Source organism: Pseudomonas sp. MONT-RG-20F-20-E-7-02 (assembly GCF_022662395.1).
Lineage (GTDB): Bacteria > Pseudomonadota > Gammaproteobacteria > Pseudomonadales > Pseudomonadaceae > Aquipseudomonas.
This window is the reverse complement of the sequence record NZ_JAKNQN010000001.1, coordinates 141547-161202: the sequence shown is the minus strand read 5'-3', so window position 1 is coordinate 161202 and position 19656 is coordinate 141547. Positions and strand designations below refer to the sequence as shown.

Annotated in this window: 13 protein-coding genes; 8 read left to right on the top strand and 5 right to left on the bottom strand. The window is 61.1% G+C overall.

Annotated features, from left to right (window positions below; genetic code table 11):
• Positions 1–17: 17 nt before the first annotated feature.
• Positions 18–2393, bottom strand: a complete 2376-nt coding sequence (gene ppsA, locus L8I05_RS00770) for a phosphoenolpyruvate synthase (protein ID WP_159958941.1) — start codon at positions 2391–2393, stop codon at positions 18–20.
• A 178-nt stretch (positions 2394–2571) separates the two neighbouring features.
• Between ppsA and L8I05_RS00765 the strand changes: the two genes are divergently transcribed.
• A complete protein-coding gene (locus L8I05_RS00765) occupies positions 2572–3390 on the top strand; it encodes a pyruvate, water dikinase regulatory protein (RefSeq protein WP_058412273.1) in 819 nt (272 codons plus the stop codon).
• A 120-nt stretch (positions 3391–3510) separates the two neighbouring features.
• On the opposite strand, the gene L8I05_RS00760 is transcribed toward L8I05_RS00765, so the two are convergent.
• Positions 3511–4935 carry a PLP-dependent aminotransferase family protein gene (locus L8I05_RS00760; protein ID WP_159958943.1) on the bottom strand — a complete coding sequence of 475 codons (1425 nt, stop codon included), beginning with the start codon at positions 4933–4935 and terminating at the stop codon, positions 3511–3513.
• Positions 4936–5095: 160 nt separating this feature from the next.
• Here L8I05_RS00760 and L8I05_RS00755 point away from each other — a divergent pair, with 160 nt between their 5' ends.
• From L8I05_RS00755 to L8I05_RS00725, 7 genes are all read left to right on the top strand, one after another.
• Positions 5096–5989, top strand: coding sequence for an EamA family transporter (locus L8I05_RS00755; protein ID WP_017134754.1), 894 nt, complete (start codon positions 5096–5098; stop codon positions 5987–5989).
• 29 nt (positions 5990–6018) lie between these two features.
• On the top strand, positions 6019–7887 hold the full coding sequence (gene moeB, locus L8I05_RS00750) for a molybdopterin-synthase adenylyltransferase MoeB (protein ID WP_242166860.1): 1869 nt from the start codon (positions 6019–6021) through the stop codon (positions 7885–7887).
• 15 nt (positions 7888–7902) lie between these two features.
• Positions 7903–8817 carry a PLP-dependent cysteine synthase family protein gene (locus tag L8I05_RS00745; protein WP_177018723.1) on the top strand — a complete coding sequence of 305 codons (915 nt, stop codon included), beginning with the start codon at positions 7903–7905 and terminating at the stop codon, positions 8815–8817.
• A gap of 37 nt (positions 8818–8854) precedes the next feature.
• Entirely contained in the window at positions 8855–9847 is a 993-nt protein-coding gene (locus L8I05_RS00740) for a serine O-acetyltransferase (RefSeq protein WP_159958949.1), read from the top strand.
• A gap of 2 nt (positions 9848–9849) precedes the next feature.
• Positions 9850–10578, top strand: coding sequence for an alanyl-tRNA editing protein (locus L8I05_RS00735; protein WP_197627122.1), 729 nt, complete (start codon positions 9850–9852; stop codon positions 10576–10578).
• Between the two features lie 402 nt (positions 10579–10980).
• Complete coding sequence (locus tag L8I05_RS00730) at positions 10981–12726, top strand: ABC transporter permease subunit (RefSeq protein ID WP_242166858.1); 1746 nt, start codon at positions 10981–10983, stop codon at positions 12724–12726.
• Between the two features lie 14 nt (positions 12727–12740).
• Positions 12741–14060, top strand: a complete 1320-nt coding sequence (locus tag L8I05_RS00725; protein ID WP_177018720.1) for a nitrate/sulfonate/bicarbonate ABC transporter ATP-binding protein — start codon at positions 12741–12743, stop codon at positions 14058–14060.
• Between the two features lie 160 nt (positions 14061–14220).
• Here L8I05_RS00725 and prpD read toward each other — a convergent pair whose 3' ends face one another.
• The 3 genes from prpD to acnD form a co-directional block, all read right to left on the bottom strand.
• Complete coding sequence (gene prpD / locus L8I05_RS00720; protein WP_242166856.1) at positions 14221–15705, bottom strand: 2-methylcitrate dehydratase; 1485 nt, start codon at positions 15703–15705, stop codon at positions 14221–14223.
• 130 nt (positions 15706–15835) lie between these two features.
• Positions 15836–17026 carry a 2-methylaconitate cis-trans isomerase PrpF gene (gene prpF, locus L8I05_RS00715; protein ID WP_242166854.1) on the bottom strand — a complete coding sequence of 397 codons (1191 nt, stop codon included), beginning with the start codon at positions 17024–17026 and terminating at the stop codon, positions 15836–15838.
• Between the two features lie 10 nt (positions 17027–17036).
• On the bottom strand, positions 17037–19631 hold the full coding sequence (acnD, locus tag L8I05_RS00710) for a Fe/S-dependent 2-methylisocitrate dehydratase AcnD (RefSeq protein ID WP_242166852.1): 2595 nt from the start codon (positions 19629–19631) through the stop codon (positions 17037–17039).
• Positions 19632–19656: the final 25 nt, after the last annotated feature.

The following is a 19656-nucleotide window of genomic DNA, read 5'->3' as shown; positions in this document are numbered from 1 at the left end:
CTTTTGACGTATCGACCTTAAGCGGACGCTTGGCCTTCCGCGAGGAAGAACCAGGTTTCCAACACGGAGTCAGGGTTCAGCGAGACGCTCTCGATACCCTGTTCCATCAGCCATTTGGCCAGGTCCGGGTGGTCGGAAGGGCCTTGGCCGCAGATGCCGATGTACTTGCCGGCCTTGTTGCAGGCCTGGATGGCGTTGGCCAGCAGCTTCTTCACCGCAGGGTTACGTTCATCGAACAGGTGCGCGATGATCCCCGAGTCACGGTCCAGGCCCAGGGTCAGCTGGGTCAAGTCGTTGGAGCCGATGGAGAAACCGTCGAAGAACTCCAGGAACTCCTCGGCCAGGATGGCGTTGGACGGCAGCTCGCACATCATGATCACGCGCAGGCCGTTTTCACCACGGCTCAGGCCGTTTTCTGCCAGCAAGTCGACCACCTGGCTCGCTTCGCCCAGGGTGCGCACGAACGGCACCATGATCTCGACGTTGGTCAGGCCCATCTCATTGCGCACGCGCTTGAGGGCACGGCATTCCAGCTCGAAGCAGTCGCGGAAGGCTTCGCTGATGTAACGCGAGGCGCCACGGAAGCCCAGCATCGGGTTTTCTTCTTCCGGCTCGTAGAGCTTGCCGCCGATCAGGTTGGCGTATTCGTTGGACTTGAAGTCCGACAAACGCACGATGACCTTTTTCGGATAGAACGCCGCCGCCAGGGTGCTGATGCCTTCCACCAGTTTCTCGACATAGAAGCCGACCGGGTCGTTGTAGCCGGCGATGCGCTTGTCGACGCTTTCCTTGATGTCCGCTGGCAGGCCGTCGTAGTTCAGCAGGGCCTTGGGGTGCACACCGATCATGCGGTTGATGATGAATTCCAGGCGGGCCAGGCCCACACCGGCGTTCGGCAACTGCGCGAAATCGAAGGCACGGTCCGGGTTGCCGACGTTCATCATGATCTTGAACGGCAGGTCGGGCATGGCGTCGATGGAGTTTTGCTTGATGTCGAAGCCCAGTTCACCTTCAAAGATGAAACCGGTGTCGCCTTCGGCGCAGGACACGGTCACGCCCTGGCCGTCTTTCAACAGTTGGGTAGCGTTGCCGCAACCGACAACCGCTGGAATCCCCAGCTCACGCGCGATGATCGCCGCGTGGCAGGTACGCCCGCCACGGTTGGTGACGATGGCGCTGGCGCGCTTCATAACCGGTTCCCAGTCCGGGTCGGTCATGTCGGAAACCAGCACGTCGCCGGGCTGGACTTTGTCCATTTCGGACACGTCCTTGATGATCCGCACCTTGCCGGCGCCGATGCGCTGGCCGATGGCACGGCCCTCTACCAGCACGGTGCCGGTTTCCTTGAGCAGGTAGCGCTCCATGACGTTGGCCGAGGTGCGGCTTTTCACGGTTTCAGGGCGCGCCTGCACGATGTACAGCTTGCCGTCGTCACCGTCTTTGGCCCACTCGATGTCCATCGGGCACTTGTAGTGCTTTTCGATGATCATCGCTTGTTTGGCCAATTCGCTGACTTCAGCGTCGGTCAGGCAGAAACGCGCGCGCTCGGCCTTGTCGACTTCAACGGTTTTTACCGAACGACCGGCCTTGGCCTCGTCGCCGTAGATCATCTTGATGGCCTTGCTGCCCAGGTTGCGGCGCAAGATGGCCGGACGGCCTGCCTCAAGCGTGTGTTTGTGGACGTAGAATTCGTCCGGGTTCACTGCGCCTTGTACGACGGTTTCACCCAGACCGTAGGCGCCGGTGATAAACACCACGTCACGGAAACCGGATTCGGTGTCCAGGGTGAACATCACGCCGGCCGTGCCGGTTTCCGAACGCACCATGCGCTGCACGCCGGCAGACAGAGCCACCAGCTTGTGGTCGAAACCCTGGTGTACGCGGTAGGAAATGGCGCGGTCGTTGAACAGCGAAGCGAACACTTCCTTGGCGGCGCGGATCACGTTTTCGACGCCGCGGATGTTCAGGAAGGTTTCCTGCTGGCCGGCAAAGGAGGCGTCCGGCAAGTCTTCGGCGGTGGCCGAGGAGCGCACGGCAACGGCCATGTCCGGGTTGCCGGCCGACAGGGTGGCGAAGGCGGTGCGGATTTCTTCGTTGAGCTTCTCGGGGAACTCGGCTTCCATGATCCATTGACGAATCTGGGCACCGGTCTTGGCCAGGGCGTTGACGTCATCGACGTCCAGGGCGTCCAGCGCGGCGTGGATCTGAGCATTGAGGCCGCTCAGTTCGAGGAAATCGCGGTAAGCCTGGGCCGTGGTGGCAAAACCACCGGGCACCGAGACACCAGCGCCTGCAAGATTACTGATCATCTCGCCGAGGGATGCGTTCTTGCCCCCCACATGCTCTACATCATGGACGCCGAGCTTATCGAGGGAAACTACGTACTCTACCAAGGTGATCTCTCCACTTTCTGTGTTGGAAAAGCTCAGGACGCCGGCTGCTCAGTAGGAGCAAACGCCAGCGCTTGTGGCCTGGACCTGGAAAATAAGTGAGAATGCGGCCCACTGCGGGACGGCAAAATCGCGCCTATCATATCCAAGATTCGCCATCAGCTTAAGGCCCAGGGCTCAAATGAAACGATCTGCTTTCTTTATCTCCGACGGCACCGGCATCACAGCCGAAACATTGGGCCAGAGCCTGCTCGCGCAGTTCGAAAACATTACCTTCGCCAAATTCACGCGGCCCTATATCGACAGCGTGGATAAAGCGCGGGCCATGGTACAACAAATCAATCTGGCGGCTGAAAAAGACGGTTTTCGGCCGATCATTTTCGACACCATCGTCAATCAAGACATCCGTGAGATCCTCGCAACCTCCAATGGTTTCATGATCGACATCTTCTCCACGTTCCTGGCGCCGCTGGAACAGGAGTTGAGTGAACACTCCTCCTATTCTGTAGGAAAGTCCCATTCCATAGGGCACAACTCCAATTATATGGAGCGTATCGAGGCGGTGAACTTCGCCCTGGACAACGATGACGGCGCCCGCACGCACTATTACGACAAGGCCGATTTGATCCTGGTGGGCGTGTCCCGCTGCGGCAAGACGCCGACGTGCTTGTATATGGCCATGCAGTTCGGCATCCGCGCGGCCAACTATCCGCTGACCGAAGACGACATGGAGCACCTGACATTGCCGGCCGCCTTGCGCGCGCACCAACACAAGCTGTTCGGTCTGACGATTGACCCGGATCGGCTGACGGCGATCCGCAATGAGCGCAAGCCCAACAGCCGCTATTCGAGCTATGCACAGTGCGAGTTCGAAGTACGCGAAGTGGAAAATCTGTTCCGTCGCGAGAATATTGCGCACATCAATTCCACGCATTTCTCGGTGGAAGAGATATCGGCGAAGATTTTGGTGGAGAAGGGTGTGGAGCGCAGGTTCAAATAGTTGTATTGCCTGACCTAGCCCCATCGCAGGCAAGCCAGCTCCCACATTTGACTGAGTTCCAACACTGGAATGCATTCAAATGTGGGAGCTGGCTTGCCTGCGATGAACGATAACGCGGTCCTACAGGTGAAACCTGCCACCGCCCTGCCCCAACGCCGTCGCCAGCGCATCAAACCCCGCCCGCAACAACTGATCATCCCCCGACGTGTTACAGATGCTCGCCCGAATAAACTGCGGCACCGCCGTTTGCCCTACGGCAAAGGCTTCGGCCGTGGCGATCAGGTAATTATTCTGCTTAAGCTCTGCCTCAATTTCCGACGCACGCCATGGCTCCGGTACTTCAATCCAGAAGTGCGGGCTGTTGAGGTGAGTGCGGTATTCAAGGCCGGCCAACAGGTCGCCCACCAGGGCTTTGCGGCGGCTGATCTCGTTGATCTGCTGGCGTAGCAGGTATTCCGCCGTGCCGTTCTCGATCCACTGCGTTGCCAGTTCCAACGTCACCGGCGTGGCCATCCAGCAGGTTGAGCGCAGGGCCGCCGAAATACGGCTGACCAGCGCCGGTGGCGCGTGCACATAGCCCACCCGTAATCCGGCGGAGACGGCCTTGCTCAGGCTGCTGATCAAAATCGTACGTTCAGGCGCGAAATGGCTGAGGGGCGGCGGCCGGTCTTCTACCAGTACGCCGTGGGCTTCGTCTTCAAGAATCAGCAGGTTGTGTTCACGACAGACTTTGACCAAGGCTTCCCGGCGCGCCACCGATAACACCGCCGTCGTCGGGTTCTGGATAGTGGGCGTGCAATACAACGCCGAAACCCGGTGATTACGACAGACTTCATCCAGCGCGCCCGGCAGCACACCTTCTTCGTCCATCTCCAGGCCGATCAGCCGTACGCCGAGCATGCGCGCGGCCGTGATCAGCCCAGGGTAGGTAAGCTGTTCAGTGACCACCGTATCGCCCGCCCGCAACAGCGCCATCATCGCGCAGAGCAAGCCATGCTGGCCGCCATTCACGCAAATGACCTGCTCGGGAATCGGGTGAAAATCTCGCTGCACCAGCCACTGCGCCCCCGCTTCACGATAGCGCGGCAACCCTGCATCCGGGGTGTAGGCGCTGATGTCCTGGAGGAACTTGGCGTTGGTCGACAGGGTTTGGAAGCTCTGGGCCAGAAACACGGTTTCCTGCCCCGGTATATGCATGTTGCGGCTCATGTCGAAGTAATGACGCGGCTCCTCGCTGACGTTGCGAAAGCCTTCGTCACGCTGGCGCTCCATCCCACGCTTGCGCACGAATGTGCCGTCACCCACTCGCGCCACCACCAACCCCAGGCGTTCCAGCTCGCCGTAGGCGCGGCTGATGGTGCCGATGGTCACACCCAGATTGTCGGAAAGCACCCGATGGGGCGGCAGTTTTCGTCCGGGTTCAATCAAGCCTTCGAGGATGCCGCGCTCCATCACATCGGACAGGCGTTTGTACTTCACGCCCTGACCGCTGGACAACCCCTCACGCATAATTGACACCATGTCAATATTTGTTTTGACAGCCATCATTCGCCCTAATAGTGTGCTTTTACGGGTTCAATCACCGGATGAAACAACTTAATACACAGTCAATATAGAGTTCAATTCCGGCTCAGGGAAGCAATAAACGATGCCAATGTCCGCCGTTCTTGAAAACACAACAAAAACAAAAACTCAGAAACAGTGGTTGGCCGGCCTGGTCACCAGCGTGATGTTTCTTATCGTATGCCTGAGTTGGGGCACCACGTGGCTGGGGATCAAGATCGCCGTCGAAAGCGTGCCACCGCTGACCTCGGCGGGCCTGCGCTTCCTGATCGCGTTCCCGCTGTTCCTGTGTTTTGCCCTGGTGCGCCGCGAGCCGATCCTGTTCCCGCGCGAAAGCCGCTGGTTCTTCGTATTTGTGACCTTGTCCTACTTCAGCGTTCCCTATTACCTGCTCAACTACGGCGAGATGCATGTTTCCTCCGGCCTGACCGCCCTGCTGTTCAGCTGCATGCCGGTGTTTATCCTGATCTTCTCCGCGCTGTTTCTGCGTGAGCGCATCTATTTTTCCCAGGTGGTCGGCATCGGCATCGGTTTCGGCAGCCTCTACATGATCATCAAGAGCCAGGGCCTGCACTTGGACCACGCCGAGTTCTTCGGGGTACTGGCGATTCTGACCGCCGCGATCATGCATGCCTTGTGCTACGTCATTACCAAGCAAAAAGGCAGCGCCATCAGTGTGATCACCTACAACACCCTGCCCATCGGCATTGCCGGGTTGATGCTGTTCGTGGCGGGCCTGTGGTTTGAAACACCGACCTTCGAAAACATCACCCTGCGCTCCTGGAGCGCGCTGTTTTACCTGGGGTTGGTGGCATCGGTGGGCGGTTTTATCGTGTACTTCATGCTGCTAAAACGCTTGAGCCCGATCATTTTGTCGTTTGTGTTCATCATCTTCCCGGTGTTCGCGGTGATCATCGGCGCCTGGTACGAAGGCGTGGAAATCTCCCGAGACCTGATGCTGTACTCGGCCATCCTGCTGGCCGGTTTTGCGATCACCAAGTTGCCGGTTGAAAAACTCCTGGCCAAGAAAAATTGACCCTCCAATACCAGCAACGCGAGAGAAACATGGAAGTCCTCCGCCCCACCGCCCTGGAACAGATCTACGCCCACGCTAGCCGCAGTTACCCCGAGGAATGCTGTGGTTTTGTCTTCGCCGATGGCACCGTGTATCTGGGCAGCAATATCCAGAATGAGTTGCACCGCAAGAACCCCGAGATGTACCCGCGCAGCGCGGCCAACGGCTACACCTTTTCAGTGGCCGACACCCTGCTGATGAACAAAGCGTTTCGCAGCGACAACCCGGTGGTGGTGATCTATCACTCCCACCCGGATGTCGGCGCTTATTTCAGTGACGAAGACCAGGACAAGGCACTGTTCCTGGGTGAGCCGATCTACCCCGTCAGCTACTTGGTGGTGGACGTTCGTCAGGGCCATGCCCTGGGCTCAAAGCTGTTTGCCTGGGATGGCAAGCATTTCGCTCTTCAACCCTTCAACGACCTGCACACGGAGTTGTCCATGAACGCTGTCTCTTTCCCCGATATTCTGGTTCGCGTGGCCAAGCTGCCGGAATCGACTCTTGAGGGCACCGGATCGACATTGCGCGAAGTCATTGAAAACCTCTGCAGCAGCCACCCGCAGCTGCGCCCGCATCTGTTTCATGAGAAGAACAACCAGCTCAAGGAACACTTCCTGTTTACCGCCGAGGAAGAACTGATCGGTGCCGACGACCCGTTGCCGGAAAAAGCCAACATCGAAGTACTGCTCGCCACTTCCGGCGGCATGGACATAGATGAACCTGCCCTTAGTAATGAGGAAGTACAGCGCTACGTGCGCCACATCACCCTGCCGGGCGTCGGTCGCGAAGGCCAATTGAACCTGAAAAAAGCCAAGGTGCTGATCATCGGCACCGGTGGCCTGGGCTCGCCCATCAGCCTCTACCTGGCGGCAGCCGGGATCGGCACCCTGGGCCTGGTGGATTTCGACGTGGTGGAAAGCAGCAACCTGCAACGCCAGGTCGTCCACGGCAACAGCACCCTGGGCATGCCCAAGGTCGAGTCTGCCAAGAGACGCCTGCAAGACCTCAACGCGCATATCCAGATCAACGCGCACAACTCTGCGCTGAACGTCGACAACGCACTGGAGCTGGTCGGCGCCTACGATCTGGTGATCGACGGTACCGATAATTTCGACACGCGCTACCTGGTCAACGACGCCTGCGTACAACTCGGCAAGCCCTTGGTGTACGGCGCCATCTACCGCTTCGACGGGCAGATCAGCGTGCTCAACTATAAAGGTGGGCCGTGCTATCGCTGCCTGTTCCCCAGCGCACCACCAGCGGAACTTGCGCCCAACTGCAGCGCCGGTGGCGTGATCGGCGTGCTGCCGGGTGTGGTGGGGATGATTCAAGCCACCGAGGCCATCAAGTTGCTGATCGGCATTGGCGAGCCGTTGTCCGGCCGCTTGATGCGCTTTGATGCACTGGCGATGAAGTTCAGCGAAATTCGCTTCAAACGCCGCGCCGATTGCCCGTGCTGCTCGGAACTGCGCCACAGCGAAAGCGTAGCGCCGGCGGTCTGCGCCGATGCCATCCCAAGCCAACCCTCCCTCGCCGAGGAACGCTACATCAAGCCGCGCGTACTCAAGCAAGTGCTTGAACACCACCGCAGCGCCGACGTGCTGCTGGATGTGCGCGATGCCAGCGAGCTGGAGGTGTGCAAATTACCCGGCGTGGTGCATATCCCGTTGGCCGAACTGGACGGGCAGCTCGACAGCCTCAGCCGCGACAACACCCACTACCTGATCTGCTACGCCGGCACCCGCGCCGAGCAAGCCGCCAGTACCTTGCTGGCCGCCGGTTTCGCCAACACCAAAGTCCTGCAGGGCGGCATGAAACATTGGGTTCGCGACGTCGAACCCGACATGCCGTTGTACTGAGCCGAGGGCTGACTGATGTTGCATAACTCCATTCTCGACGTCATCGGCCACACGCCGATTGTGCGTCTGGCGCAGTTTTCCGAAGACCTCGGCATCGAGGTCTACGCCAAGCTCGAATCCCTCAACCCCGGTGGCAGCCACAAGGCGCGCATCGCCCTGGGCATGATTCTCGACGCCGAGCGCCGCGGCGTGCTGATGCGTGATTCCGGGCAGACCATCATCGAGCCCAGCGGCGGCAATACCGGCATCGGCCTGGTCATGGCCGGTAATGTACTGGGCTACAAAGTGGTGCTGGTGATCCCCGACAACTACAGCCCCGAAAAACAGAAACTGCTGCGGCTCTACGGCGCCAAAGTAGTGCTGTCAGACAGCCGCCTGGGAAATAATTCCCACGGCGAAAAGTGCATGGAACTGCAGCTGGAAAACCCCAGCTACGTGATGCTCAATCAGCAGCGCAACGGCGCCAACCCGCAAACCCACCGCGACACTACCGCACCGGAAATCCTCCGCGCCTTCGGTGAGCGGCGCGTGGACTACTTCGTCAGCGGCATCGGCACGGGTGGCCACATCACCGGCATCGGCGAAACCCTCAAAGCTGCGTGGCCGGCCATGCGCGTGATGGGCGTGGAGCCCGAAGAGTGCGACCTGCTCAAGGACCAGCACGCGCCCCACCATATCCAGGGCCTGTCGATAGGCTTGATCCCGAGCATTCTCAACGTGGACGTGATCGACGGCATGCTCAAGGTGTCGCGCCAGGCGTGCATCGACATGATGAAACGCATCATGCGCACCGACGCCATCAGCCTCGGCTTGTCCTCTGCCGCCAACATGGTTGCCATCGCGCAGCTCGCCCCTGAACTGCCGCCCGAAACGGTGGTGTTGACCATGGTCTACGACAATGCTGACAGCTACCTGCCCAGTTTCGAATAACCGGTTTCCCAACCATCCAGAATGCGGGGGTGCCTCCATGGGAGGCTTTATCGACATGCAACAGCTGCACGATGAGCTGCTCACCCACCTCATCAAGACCCTGACGCCTGCGCAGATCAAGCAGCTGGAACCGCACCTGGCGCCGCTGATCCAGAACGCCGCCCAGGCGGTGGCCGAAGACTTGATCGCGTATGCCTATCGCGACCCGGCATCCCGTGGTCGCGGCGAGTTGATCCTGGAGTCTTACGCCTCGTTCAAGGCGGTGCTGTTTTACCGCCTTGCTCACCTGGTGTGGAATTTTCCCGACCAGACCAACGGCGTGTTTTCGCGTATGGCTCTCAAGCTCAGCAACCAGGGCAAAATCCTCTCCGGCGCGGAGATTCACCCGGCGGCCAAAATCGGCCGACGCTTCGTGCTCGACCACGGCTACGGCACCGTCATCGGCGAAACCTGCGAGATCGGCAACGACTGCTACATTCTTTGCGGCGTCACCCTGGGCGCCCGCGGCATTGCCAACAACCCGGACGGCAAACGCCACCCGCGCCTGGGCAACAATGTAGAGGTCGGCGCCGGCGCCCGCGTGCTGGGTTATGTACTGATCGGCGACAACGTATTTATCAGCCCCTCGTGTGTGATCACCCAGGATGTGCCGGCCGGCACCAAGGTCAAGGTGGTCAACCAGGTTCAGTTGCAGAAGAACGCGGAGTCTGACCACGGCAATTATCTGGGCGCCTTCGCCCTGGATGAGCGTTTGCACGTGGTCGGCGAAGTCAGCGCCAGTCACAAGGTCACGGTGCTCGACGCCGACTTTCACCCGTTGCAGGGGTTGATGCTGGAACCCACGGTGAAAGAGCGTCATCACCTGCAATTTCGCCTGCGCCGTCTCGACATCGGCGAGCAGCTACCGCGCCTGCCGTTGAACCTGAAAGTCTGCGGGCCGGAATTTGAAATCACCCTGCTTTCCCCCCCTGGCTTGAGTGCAATGGTGCGTCACCTGTTGCAAGCCAGCCCACTGATTGTCGGAGGTTGAACATGTCTGTGCACACCATGGAAACCCTGGCGCTGTTCGACAGCGCGCCCTACCAGAATGCCTTCAGCGCCCGGGTGATTGCCGTCAGCGAACACGGCATCGCCCTGGAGCACACGTTGTTCTACCCCACGGGCGGCGGGCAACCGGGAGACACCGGGCACCTCACCCTGGCCGATGGCACGCGGGTAGAGGTCATCGGCACCGTGCGCGACCCGGTGTTGCGCTCGATCATCTGGCACCAAGTGGAACATTGCCCTGAGCAGTTGACCGCAGGCGTGCAGGTGGACGCGGGCCTGGATTGGGAACGGCGCTACCAGCACATGAAAATGCACACCTGCCTGCACTTGCTGTGCTCGATCATCGATGCGCCCGTGACCGGCTGCAGCATCAGCGCGGACAAGGGCCGCCTGGATTTCGACCTGCCGGAAATGACCCTCGACAAAGACAGCATCACCCGCGACCTCAACGCGCTGATCGAACAAGCCCATGCGGTGAAAACCTTGTCGATGCCCGCCTCGGAGTACTCAACCCTGCTGCAGATCACCCGCACCCAGGCGGTTGCGCCGCCGGTGATTCAAGGTTCGGTACGCGTGATCGACATCGCCGGTATCGATATCCAGCCGTGCGGCGGCACCCACGTGATCAATACGGAAGAAATCGGCCGGGTGTTCTGCGAGAAAATCGAGAAGAAGAGCAAGCACAACCGCCGCGTGATTCTGCGGTTTGAGTAATTGATTGATGCTATTGCGGGCTAGTGTGGGGGTTAACTCACACTAGCCAATCCGCTGTCCGGCTTTATTGTTCTTGCTCGCCGGCTTGCTGAGTCAAGGCGGTCAACTGCGCGGTGAGTTCCGACGTCTGCTGCTCAAATAGCTGTTCCACGGGAGTCAGAAATTTGAGGGGCTGCTTGTAGCCAGGTCAAAACGCGTCGATGCCCAAGCGACGTTTCGTACAGGAAACTGACAGCAAATTTATGTGCTTGTAACATTCAGAAACGTACAATCCCGCCAGCAACGCCTCGTTGCCCCTGACTCACGAAAACAGCGCCTGTCCTTCTCGGTGGGTCATTCGTGCAGCAGCTAAGCTCACTCCCATCACGCCCCTGAACCTGAACGCTGCAGGACTGACTGCCTATGAACAAAGTGTTCCGCGATTACCTGCCAGCATCCACGTTGCGCTTGCTGCCCAACCGTTGGGACTTGGTCGCCCTGCCTTTGGTGATTGGCTTTCTACTGTTTTTCTCGATCACCGCCCGTGAAACCTGGGCGCCCATCGCCACGCTACAGAGTGAAGTGATCTCCCTCGACCCGGCCAACCTGCCGGAGTACGCGATGCGCACCACCCTGCGCATGCTCGCTGCGATGGTCGCAGCGCTGGTGTTCACCCTGTTGTACGGCACCCTGGCGGCCAAAAGCCGGCGCGCCGAGAAACTGCTGGTGCCGGTGCTCGATATCCTGCAATCGGTGCCGGTGCTCGGTTACATCTCTTTTACCGTGACGTTTTTCCTGTTGCTGTTCCCGGGGCGCGTGCTGGGTGCAGAGTTCGCGGCGATCTTTGCGATCTTCACCAGCCAGGCCTGGAACATGACGTTCAGCTTCTACCAGTCGCTGCGCATGCTGCCCCATGACCTGGTGGAGGTGTCGACCAACCTGCGGCTGTCCGGCTGGCAGAAGTTCTGGAAGCTCGACGTGCCCTTCGCCATGCCCGGGCTGGTGTGGAACATGATGATGAGCATGTCCGGCGGCTGGTTTTTTGTGGTCGCCTCCGAAGCCATCACCGTCGGCGACAAGACCATCACCCTGCCGGGCGTGGGTTCGTACCTGGCCCTGGCGATTGCCCAGAAAGACCTGCACGCCGTGGGCTACGTGATCCTGGCGATGATTGTGGTCATCCTTATGTACGACCAGCTCCTGTTCCGCCCACTGGTGGCCTGGGCCGACAAGTTCCGCATGGAAACCACCGCCTCCCAGGGCGCCGCGCCGCAATCCTGGGTGCTCAACCTGATCCAGCGCACCCGCGTGGTCCAGCGCATCCTGCGCCCGATTACCCGTTCCTTCAGCCGTATCGGCAACAAGCGTTTCAGCCTCGCGGGCGGTGCGCTCAAGGCCTTGCCGGCAGAAACACCCAAGGCATCAAAAGTGATCGACTGGGTGTGGGGCACGCTCATCGCGCTGCTGGCCGCGTATGCGCTGTATCACATCGTGCAGTACGTCGGCACCGAAGTGACCTTTGCCGAAGTCGGCCACGTGTTTGTGCTGGGCCTGATTACGCTGCTGCGGGTAACCGGGCTGATCTTGATCGCTTCGCTGATCTGGGTGCCGCTGGGCGTGATGATCGGCTTGCGCCCCGCCCTGGCGGAAAAAATCCAGCCGCTGGCGCAGTTCCTTGCGGCGTTCCCGGCGAACCTGCTGTTCCCGGTATTCGTCATCGTGATCCTGCACTACAAGCTCAACCCGGATATCTGGCTGAGCCCGTTGATCGTGCTGGGCACCCAGTGGTACATCCTGTTCAACGTGATCGCCGGGGCCAGCGCCTTTCCCAATGACTTCAAGGAAGCCGCCGCCAACTTCCGCATTCGCGGCTGGCTGTGGTGGCGCAAGGTGATGCTGCCGGGGATTTTCCCGTACTACGTCACCGGCGCCATTACCGCTTCGGGCGGCGCGTGGAACGCCAGTATCGTGTCCGAGTACGTGTCCTGGGGCCAGGACAACGTGGTCGCCCACGGGCTGGGCGCCTACATCGCCCAGACCACCGCCGCCGGCGACTTCCCGAAAATCGCCTTGGGCGTGGTGGTGATGTCGATCTTCGTGGTGGCCTTCAACCGCGCGGTCTGGCGACCTATGTACGCCATCGCTGAAAACAAACTTCGTCTGAATTGATGGGATTCGCTGTGATGAATACCTCTACCGAACACGCTGCCGACACCCCGGAAATCTACTCGCTGAAAAACGTCAACCGGGTTTTCGGCAAAGGCAAAGACGAGCTGCAAGTGCTCAGCGGCGTAGACCTGAGCCTGCATGAAGGCGAGATCGTCGGCATGCTCGGCCGCTCAGGCTCAGGCAAGTCCACGCTGCTGCGCATCATCGCCGGGCTGATCCAGCCGTCGTCGGGCGAAGTGCGCTACAACGGCGCGCCGCTCAACGGCCCGGCGGAAGGCGTGGCCATGGTGTTCCAGACCTTTGCGCTGTTCCCCTGGCTGACCGTGCTGGAAAACGTTGAAGCCGGCCTGCAAGCCTTGCAGGTCGAGCGCAAGGAAAGCCGCCGCCGCGCCCTGGCCGCCATCGACCTGATCGGCCTGGACGGCTTTGAAAACGCCTACCCGCGCGAGTTGTCCGGCGGCATGCGCCAGCGCGTGGGCTTTGCCCGTGGCCTGGTGGTCAACCCGACCTTGCTGCTGATGGACGAGCCCTTCTCGGCCCTCGACGTGCTCACCGCCGAAACCCTGCGTACCGACTTGCTGGACTTGTGGAGCGGCAAACAGCTGCCGATCAAGTCGATCCTGATCGTGACCCACAACATCGAAGAAGCGGTATTGATGTGCGACCGCATCCTGGTGTTGTCGTCCAACCCTGGCCGCGTGGTCGCCGAAATCAAAGTGCCGTTTGCGCACCCGCGCAACCGCCTGGACCCGACTTTCCGGCAAATGGTCGATGACATCTACGCGCTGATGACCGACCGGCGCAGCGCCGATGCCAAAGGCATACCCGAACTGAAAATGGGCAGCCTGTTGCCGGAAGTGTCCACCAACTTGATGGCCGGCCTGATCGAAACCCTGGCCGCCGAGCCGTACAACGGCCACGCCGGTTTGCCGACCGTGGCCGAGCGACGCTTGCTGGAAGTCGACGACCTGTTCCCGGTGGCGGAGATGCTTGAGCATCTGGGTTTCGCCGAACTCAAGGGCGCCGACATCACCCTCACCGACGCCGGCAAACTGTTTGCCGACTATGGCACCCAGGAACGTAAAACGCTGTTTGCCGAGCATTTGATCCGCCACGTGCCGCTGGCCGCGCGCATCCACCAGGTGTTGCTGGAACGCAGCGGGCACCGGGCGCCACGGGTGCGTTTCGAGCAGGAGCTGGAAGACTCGATGACCGAAGCCTTTGTCGAAAAAACCCTGGAAAGCGTGGTGGCGTGGGGGCGCTATGCGGAGATTTTCTCCTATGACGACCACACCGAAACGTTCAGCCTGGATGATGTGGAAGGCAGTATGTAAGCCCGACTGAACAGCACAAAAAAGTGTGGGAGCTGGCTTGTGTGGGAGCTGGCTTGCCTGCGATGACATCACCTCGGTTTAACTGCAAAACCGAGACGCCTGCATCGCGGGCAAGCCCGGCTCCCACAAACGCCGCTCCCACATTGGCCGGTGGTGTTTGTCAGATTACAAATAAGTCTACAAACCGGTTAACCGGCGTGGCCTCAAGTCTTTCCTGATCCTTGCACAGCGCAAAAATCTCCCCACTGCGCTGCGCGGTAAACCGCGTCGCCAGGTTGGCCTTGAACTTGTCTTCCAGCAAGGGAATGCCATCCACCCGGCGACGGCGATGCCCAATCGGGTATTCCACCGCCACCTGCTCGGTGCTGGTGCCATCCTTGAAAAACACCTGCACCGCGTTGGCGATGGAGCGCTTGTCGGCCTCCAGGTATTCGCGGCTGTAGCGTGGGTCTTCGACGATGACCATCTTCTGGCGCAGCTCATCAATAATCGGGTGAGCCGCGTGAAACTCATCCTCATACTGCTCGGCCACCAAATTGCCAAAAGCCAGCGGCACGGCGGTCATGTACTGCAGGCAGTGGTCGCGGTCGGCGGCGTTGGCCAGCGGGCCGACTTTGGAAATGATGCGGATCGCCGACTCGTGGGTGGTGATCACGATGCGCTCGATTTCATCCAGGCGCTCCTTGACCTGCGGGTGTAACGTCACCGCCGCTTCGCAGGCGGTTTGCGCATGGAACTCGGCCGGGAAACTGATCTTGAACAGCACGTTTTCCATCACGTAGGTGCCGTAGGGCTGGGACAGGCTGAACGCGCGTTTGTCTTCAGGCTTGAGCGCCAGGTCCTTGTTGGTGTGGCTGAACAGTACGTCATAAAACCCCCACTGCGGCGCGCTCAACACACCCGGAATGCCCATCTCGCCGCGCATAGCGATATCGGCCAGACGCACGCCCCGACTTGACGCATCGCCCGCCGCCCAGGATTTGCGCGAGCCGGCGTTCGGTGCGTGGCGATACGTGCGCAGTGCCTGGCCATCGACAAACGCGTGGGACAAGGCTGCGAGCAGTTGCTCACGGTTGGCGCCCATCAGTTTGGCGGTCACCGCCGTGGAGGCGACTTTCACCAGCAGCACATGGTCAAGGCCGACACGGTTGAAAGAGTTTTCCAAGGCAATCACACCCTGGATTTCATGGGCCATGATCATCGCTTCGAGCACGGCGCGCACGGTCAGCGGCGCGTCGCCATTGGCCAAGCGTTTTTGCGAAAGATGGTCAGCCACGGCGAGGATGCCGCCGAGGTTGTCTGAAGGGTGGCCCCATTCGGCGGCGAGCCAGGTGTCGTTGTAGTCGAGCCAACGCACAATGCAGCCAATGTCCCAGGCGGCTTTGACCGGGTCCAGGCGGAACGACGTGCCAGGCACTCGCGCGCCGAACGGGACGACAGTGCCCTCCACGATTGGCCCCAGGTGCTTGGTGCACTCGGGGAAGCGCAGGGCCAACAGGCCACAGCCGAGGGTGTCCATCAGGCAGTTGCGCGCGGTGTCCAAGGCGGCCTGGGACTCGATGCGGTAATTGAGGACGTAATCGGCAATGTCCTGCAGGATCTGATCGTAGTCCGGGCGATTGTTCTGGTCGACGTTGGCGCTCATGGCAGTTCTCCAAAAAGGGTTGGGGTTAGTCCTCGGGCTTACGGTTGTTAGAGAGCAGATCTTGGACGCCTGCCTTGAAATAGAAGACCACCTGTGGGAGCGGGCTCCCACAGGGGTTGGGTGCAAGGTGTTAGAAAGCGTCGCCGGGCACGCGCACGAAACCTTCCATCAACACTCGCGCGCTGCGGCTCATGATGGCTTTCTTAACGACCCATTCGCCGTTCACCTGGGTCGCCTCGGCGCCCACACGCAAGGTGCCGGACGGGTGCCCGAATCGCACGGCATTACGCTCAACACCACCCGCCGCCAGGTTGACCAAGGTGCCGGAAATCGCCGCCGCCGTGCCAATCGCCACCGCCGCCGTGCCCATCATCGCGTGGTGCAGCTTGCCCATGGACAGCGCGCGCACGAGCAAGTCCACATCAGCGGCCTTGATCGCCTTGCCGCTGGACGCCACGTAATCCGCAGGCTTGGCCACAAACGCCACCTTCGGCGTGTGCTGGCGCTGGGCGGCTTCGTCCAGATGTTTGATCAAGCCCATGCGCAAGGCGCCGTAAGCGCGCACGGTTTCAAACATTGCCAGGGCTTTCGGGTCGCTGTTGATCGCGCCTTGCAGCTCGGTGCCGGTGTAGCCGAGGTCTTCGGCGTTGATGAAAATCGTCGGGATGCCGGCGTTGATCAGCGTCGCCTTGAAGGTGCCGACACCGGGCACTTCGAGGTCGTCAACCAGGTTGCCGGTGGGGAACATCGAACCGCCGCCGCCCTCTTCCTCCGCCGCCGGGTCCATGAACTCCAGTTGCACTTCGGCGGCCGGGAAGGTCACGCCGTCGAGTTCGAAGTCACCGGTTTCCTGCACCGCGCCGTCAGTGATCGGCACGTGGGCAATGATGGTCTTGCCGATATTGGCCTGCCACACCCGCACCACGGCCACGCCGTTGTGGGGCACGCGGGCGGGGTCGACCAGCCCGGAGCTGATGGCGAACGAACCGACCGCCGCCGACAAGTTGCCGCAGTTGCCGCTCCAGTCGACAAAAGGCTTGTCGATGGACACCTGGCCAAACAGATAGTCCACGTCGTGGTCGGCGCGGGTGCTCTTGGCCAGGATCACCGTTTTGCTGGTGCTCGAAGTGGCGCCGCCCATGCCGTCGATTTGCTTGTCGTAGGGATCGGGGCTGCCGATCACCCGCAACAGCAAGGCATCGCGCACGGCCCCCGGCACCTGCGCCGCTGCGGGCAGGTCCTTGAGGCTGAAAAACACGCCCTTGCTGGTGCCGCCACGCATGTAGGTGGCGGGGATCTTGATTTGCGCTGCGTGTGCCATGGTTTTCCCCTTAAGCCGTCGCCGCCGATTCCAGGAAGTCCTGGGCAAAACGTTGCAACACGCCGCCGGCCTCGTAGATCGACACTTCTTCGGCGGTGTCCAGGCGGCAGGTCACCGGCACGTCGACACGTTCGCCATTTTTGCGGTTGATCACCAAGGTCAGCTGCGCGCGCGGGGTGCGCTGGCCGACCACGTCATAGGTTTCGCTGCCATCGATGTTCAGGGTGTGGCGGTCGGTGCCCGGCAGGAACTCCAGCGGCAACACGCCCATGCCCACCAGGTTGGTGCGGTGGATACGCTCGAAGCCTTCGGCGGCAATCGCTTCCACACCCGCCAGGCGCACGCCTTTGGCCGCCCAGTCGCGGGACGAACCCTGGCCATAGTCGGCGCCGGCAATGATGATCAGCGGCTGCTTGCGCTCCATGTAGGTTTCAATGGCTTCCCACATCCGCGTGACCTGGCCTTCCGGCTCGATACGCGCCAGGGAGCCCTGCTTGACCTTGCCGTTTTCCTGGACCATTTCGTTGAACAGTTTCGGGTTGGCAAAGGTCGCGCGCTGCGCGGTCAGGTGGTCGCCGCGGTGAGTCGCGTAGGAGTTGAAGTCGACTTCCGGCAAGCCCATTTTCGCCAGGTATTCACCCGCAGCGCTGTCGAGCATGATTGCGTTGGACGGCGACAAGTGGTCGGTGGTGATGTTGTCCGGCAGCACGGCCAGCGGGCGCATGCCCTTGAGCGGCCGCGCACCGGCCAGCGCGCCTTCCCAATACGGCGGGCGACGAATGTAGGTGCTTTGCGGGCGCCAGTCGTACAGCGGCGCGACTTTCGGGCCGGTGTCCTCGTGGATCGCGAACATCGGGATATAGACGGCGCGGAACTGCTCCGGCTTGACCGAGGCCTTGACCACCGCGTCGATTTCTTCGTCGCTCGGCCAGATGTCTTGCAGGCGGATTTCCTTGCCATTGGCGTCGAGGCCGAGCACGTCCTTTTCAATGTCGAAACGGATGGTGCCCGCAATCGCGTAAGCCACCACCAACGGCGGCGAAGCCAGGAACGCTTGCTTGGCGTACGGGTGAATGCGCCCGTCGAAGTTGCGGTTACCCGACAACACGGCGGTGGCGTACAGGTCGCGGTCGATGATTTCTTGTTGGATCACCGGGTCGAGTGCGCCGGACATGCCATTGCAGGTGGTGCAGGCGAACGCCACCACGCCGAAGCCGAGTTTTTCCAACTCATGGCCCAGGCCCGCGTCTTCCAGGTACATGGCCACGGTTTTCGAACCCGGTGCCAGCGAGGATTTGACCCACGGTTTGCGCGTCAGCCCCAACTTGTTGGCGTTACGCGCCAGCAGGCCGGCAGCAATCACGTTGCGCGGGTTGCTGGTGTTGGTGCAACTGGTGATGGCGGCGATGATCACCGCGCCGTCGGGCATTTGCCCCGGCACTTCGTCCCACTGGCCGGAGATGCCCTTGGCCGCCAGGTCGCTGGTGGCCACGCGGGCGTGCGGGTTGCTCGGCCCCGCCATGTTGCGCACCACGCTGGACAGGTCGAAGGTCAGGCCGCGCTCGTATTGCGCGCCTTTCAGGTCATCCGCCCACAGGCCGGTGTGGCGTGCGTACTGTTCGACCAAGGTGACTTGTTCGTCTTCGCGGCCGGTGAGTTTCAGGTAGGCGATGGTCTGCTGGTCGATGTAGAACATCGCCGCCGTGGCGCCGTATTCCGGGGCCATGTTGGAAATGGTCGCGCGGTCGCCCAAGGTCAGCCTGGAGGCGCCTTCGCCGAAGAACTCCAGCCACGCGCCGACCACTTTTTGTTTACGCAGGAACTCGGTGAGCGCCAGCACCATGTCGGTGGCGGTGATGCCGGGCAGCAACTTGCCGGTGAGCTCCACGCCGATGATTTCCGGCAGGCGCATCCACGAGGCGCGGCCGAGCATCACACTCTCGGCTTCGAGGCCGCCGACGCCGATGGCGATCACGCCCAGGGCGTCCACGTGTGGCGTATGGCTGTCGGTGCCGACGCAGGTGTCAGGGAAGGCCACGCCGTCGCGCACCTGAATCACCGGGGACATTTTCTCCAGGTTGATCTGGTGCATGATGCCGTTGCCGGGCGGGATCACGTCGACGTTTTTGAAGGCCTTTTTGGTCCACTCGATAAAGTGGAAACGGTCTTCGTTGCGACGGTCTTCAATGGCGCGGTTTTTCTCGAACGCGTCCGGATCAAAACCACCGGCTTCGACGGCCAGGGAGTGGTCGACGATCAGTTGGGTCGGCACCACCGGGTTGACCTGGGCCGGGTCACCGCCTTGCAGGGCGATGGCGTCGCGCAGGCCGGCGAGGTCGACCAGCGCGGTCTGGCCGAGGATGTCGTGGCACACCACGCGCGCCGGGAACCACGGGAAGTCGAGGTCGCGCTTGCGTTCGATCAGTTGGCTCAGGGACGCGTTGAGGGTGGCCGGGTCGCAACGGCGCACGAGGTTTTCCGCGAGCACGCGCGAGGTGTACGGCAAGGTGGCGTAGGCGCCGGGAGTGATTGCATCGACAGCCGCACGGGCGTCGAAGAAATCCAGGCGGCTGCCGGGGAGCGATTTGCGAAATTCAGTGTTCATCGTCAGGACTCGGTCACGGTAGGTT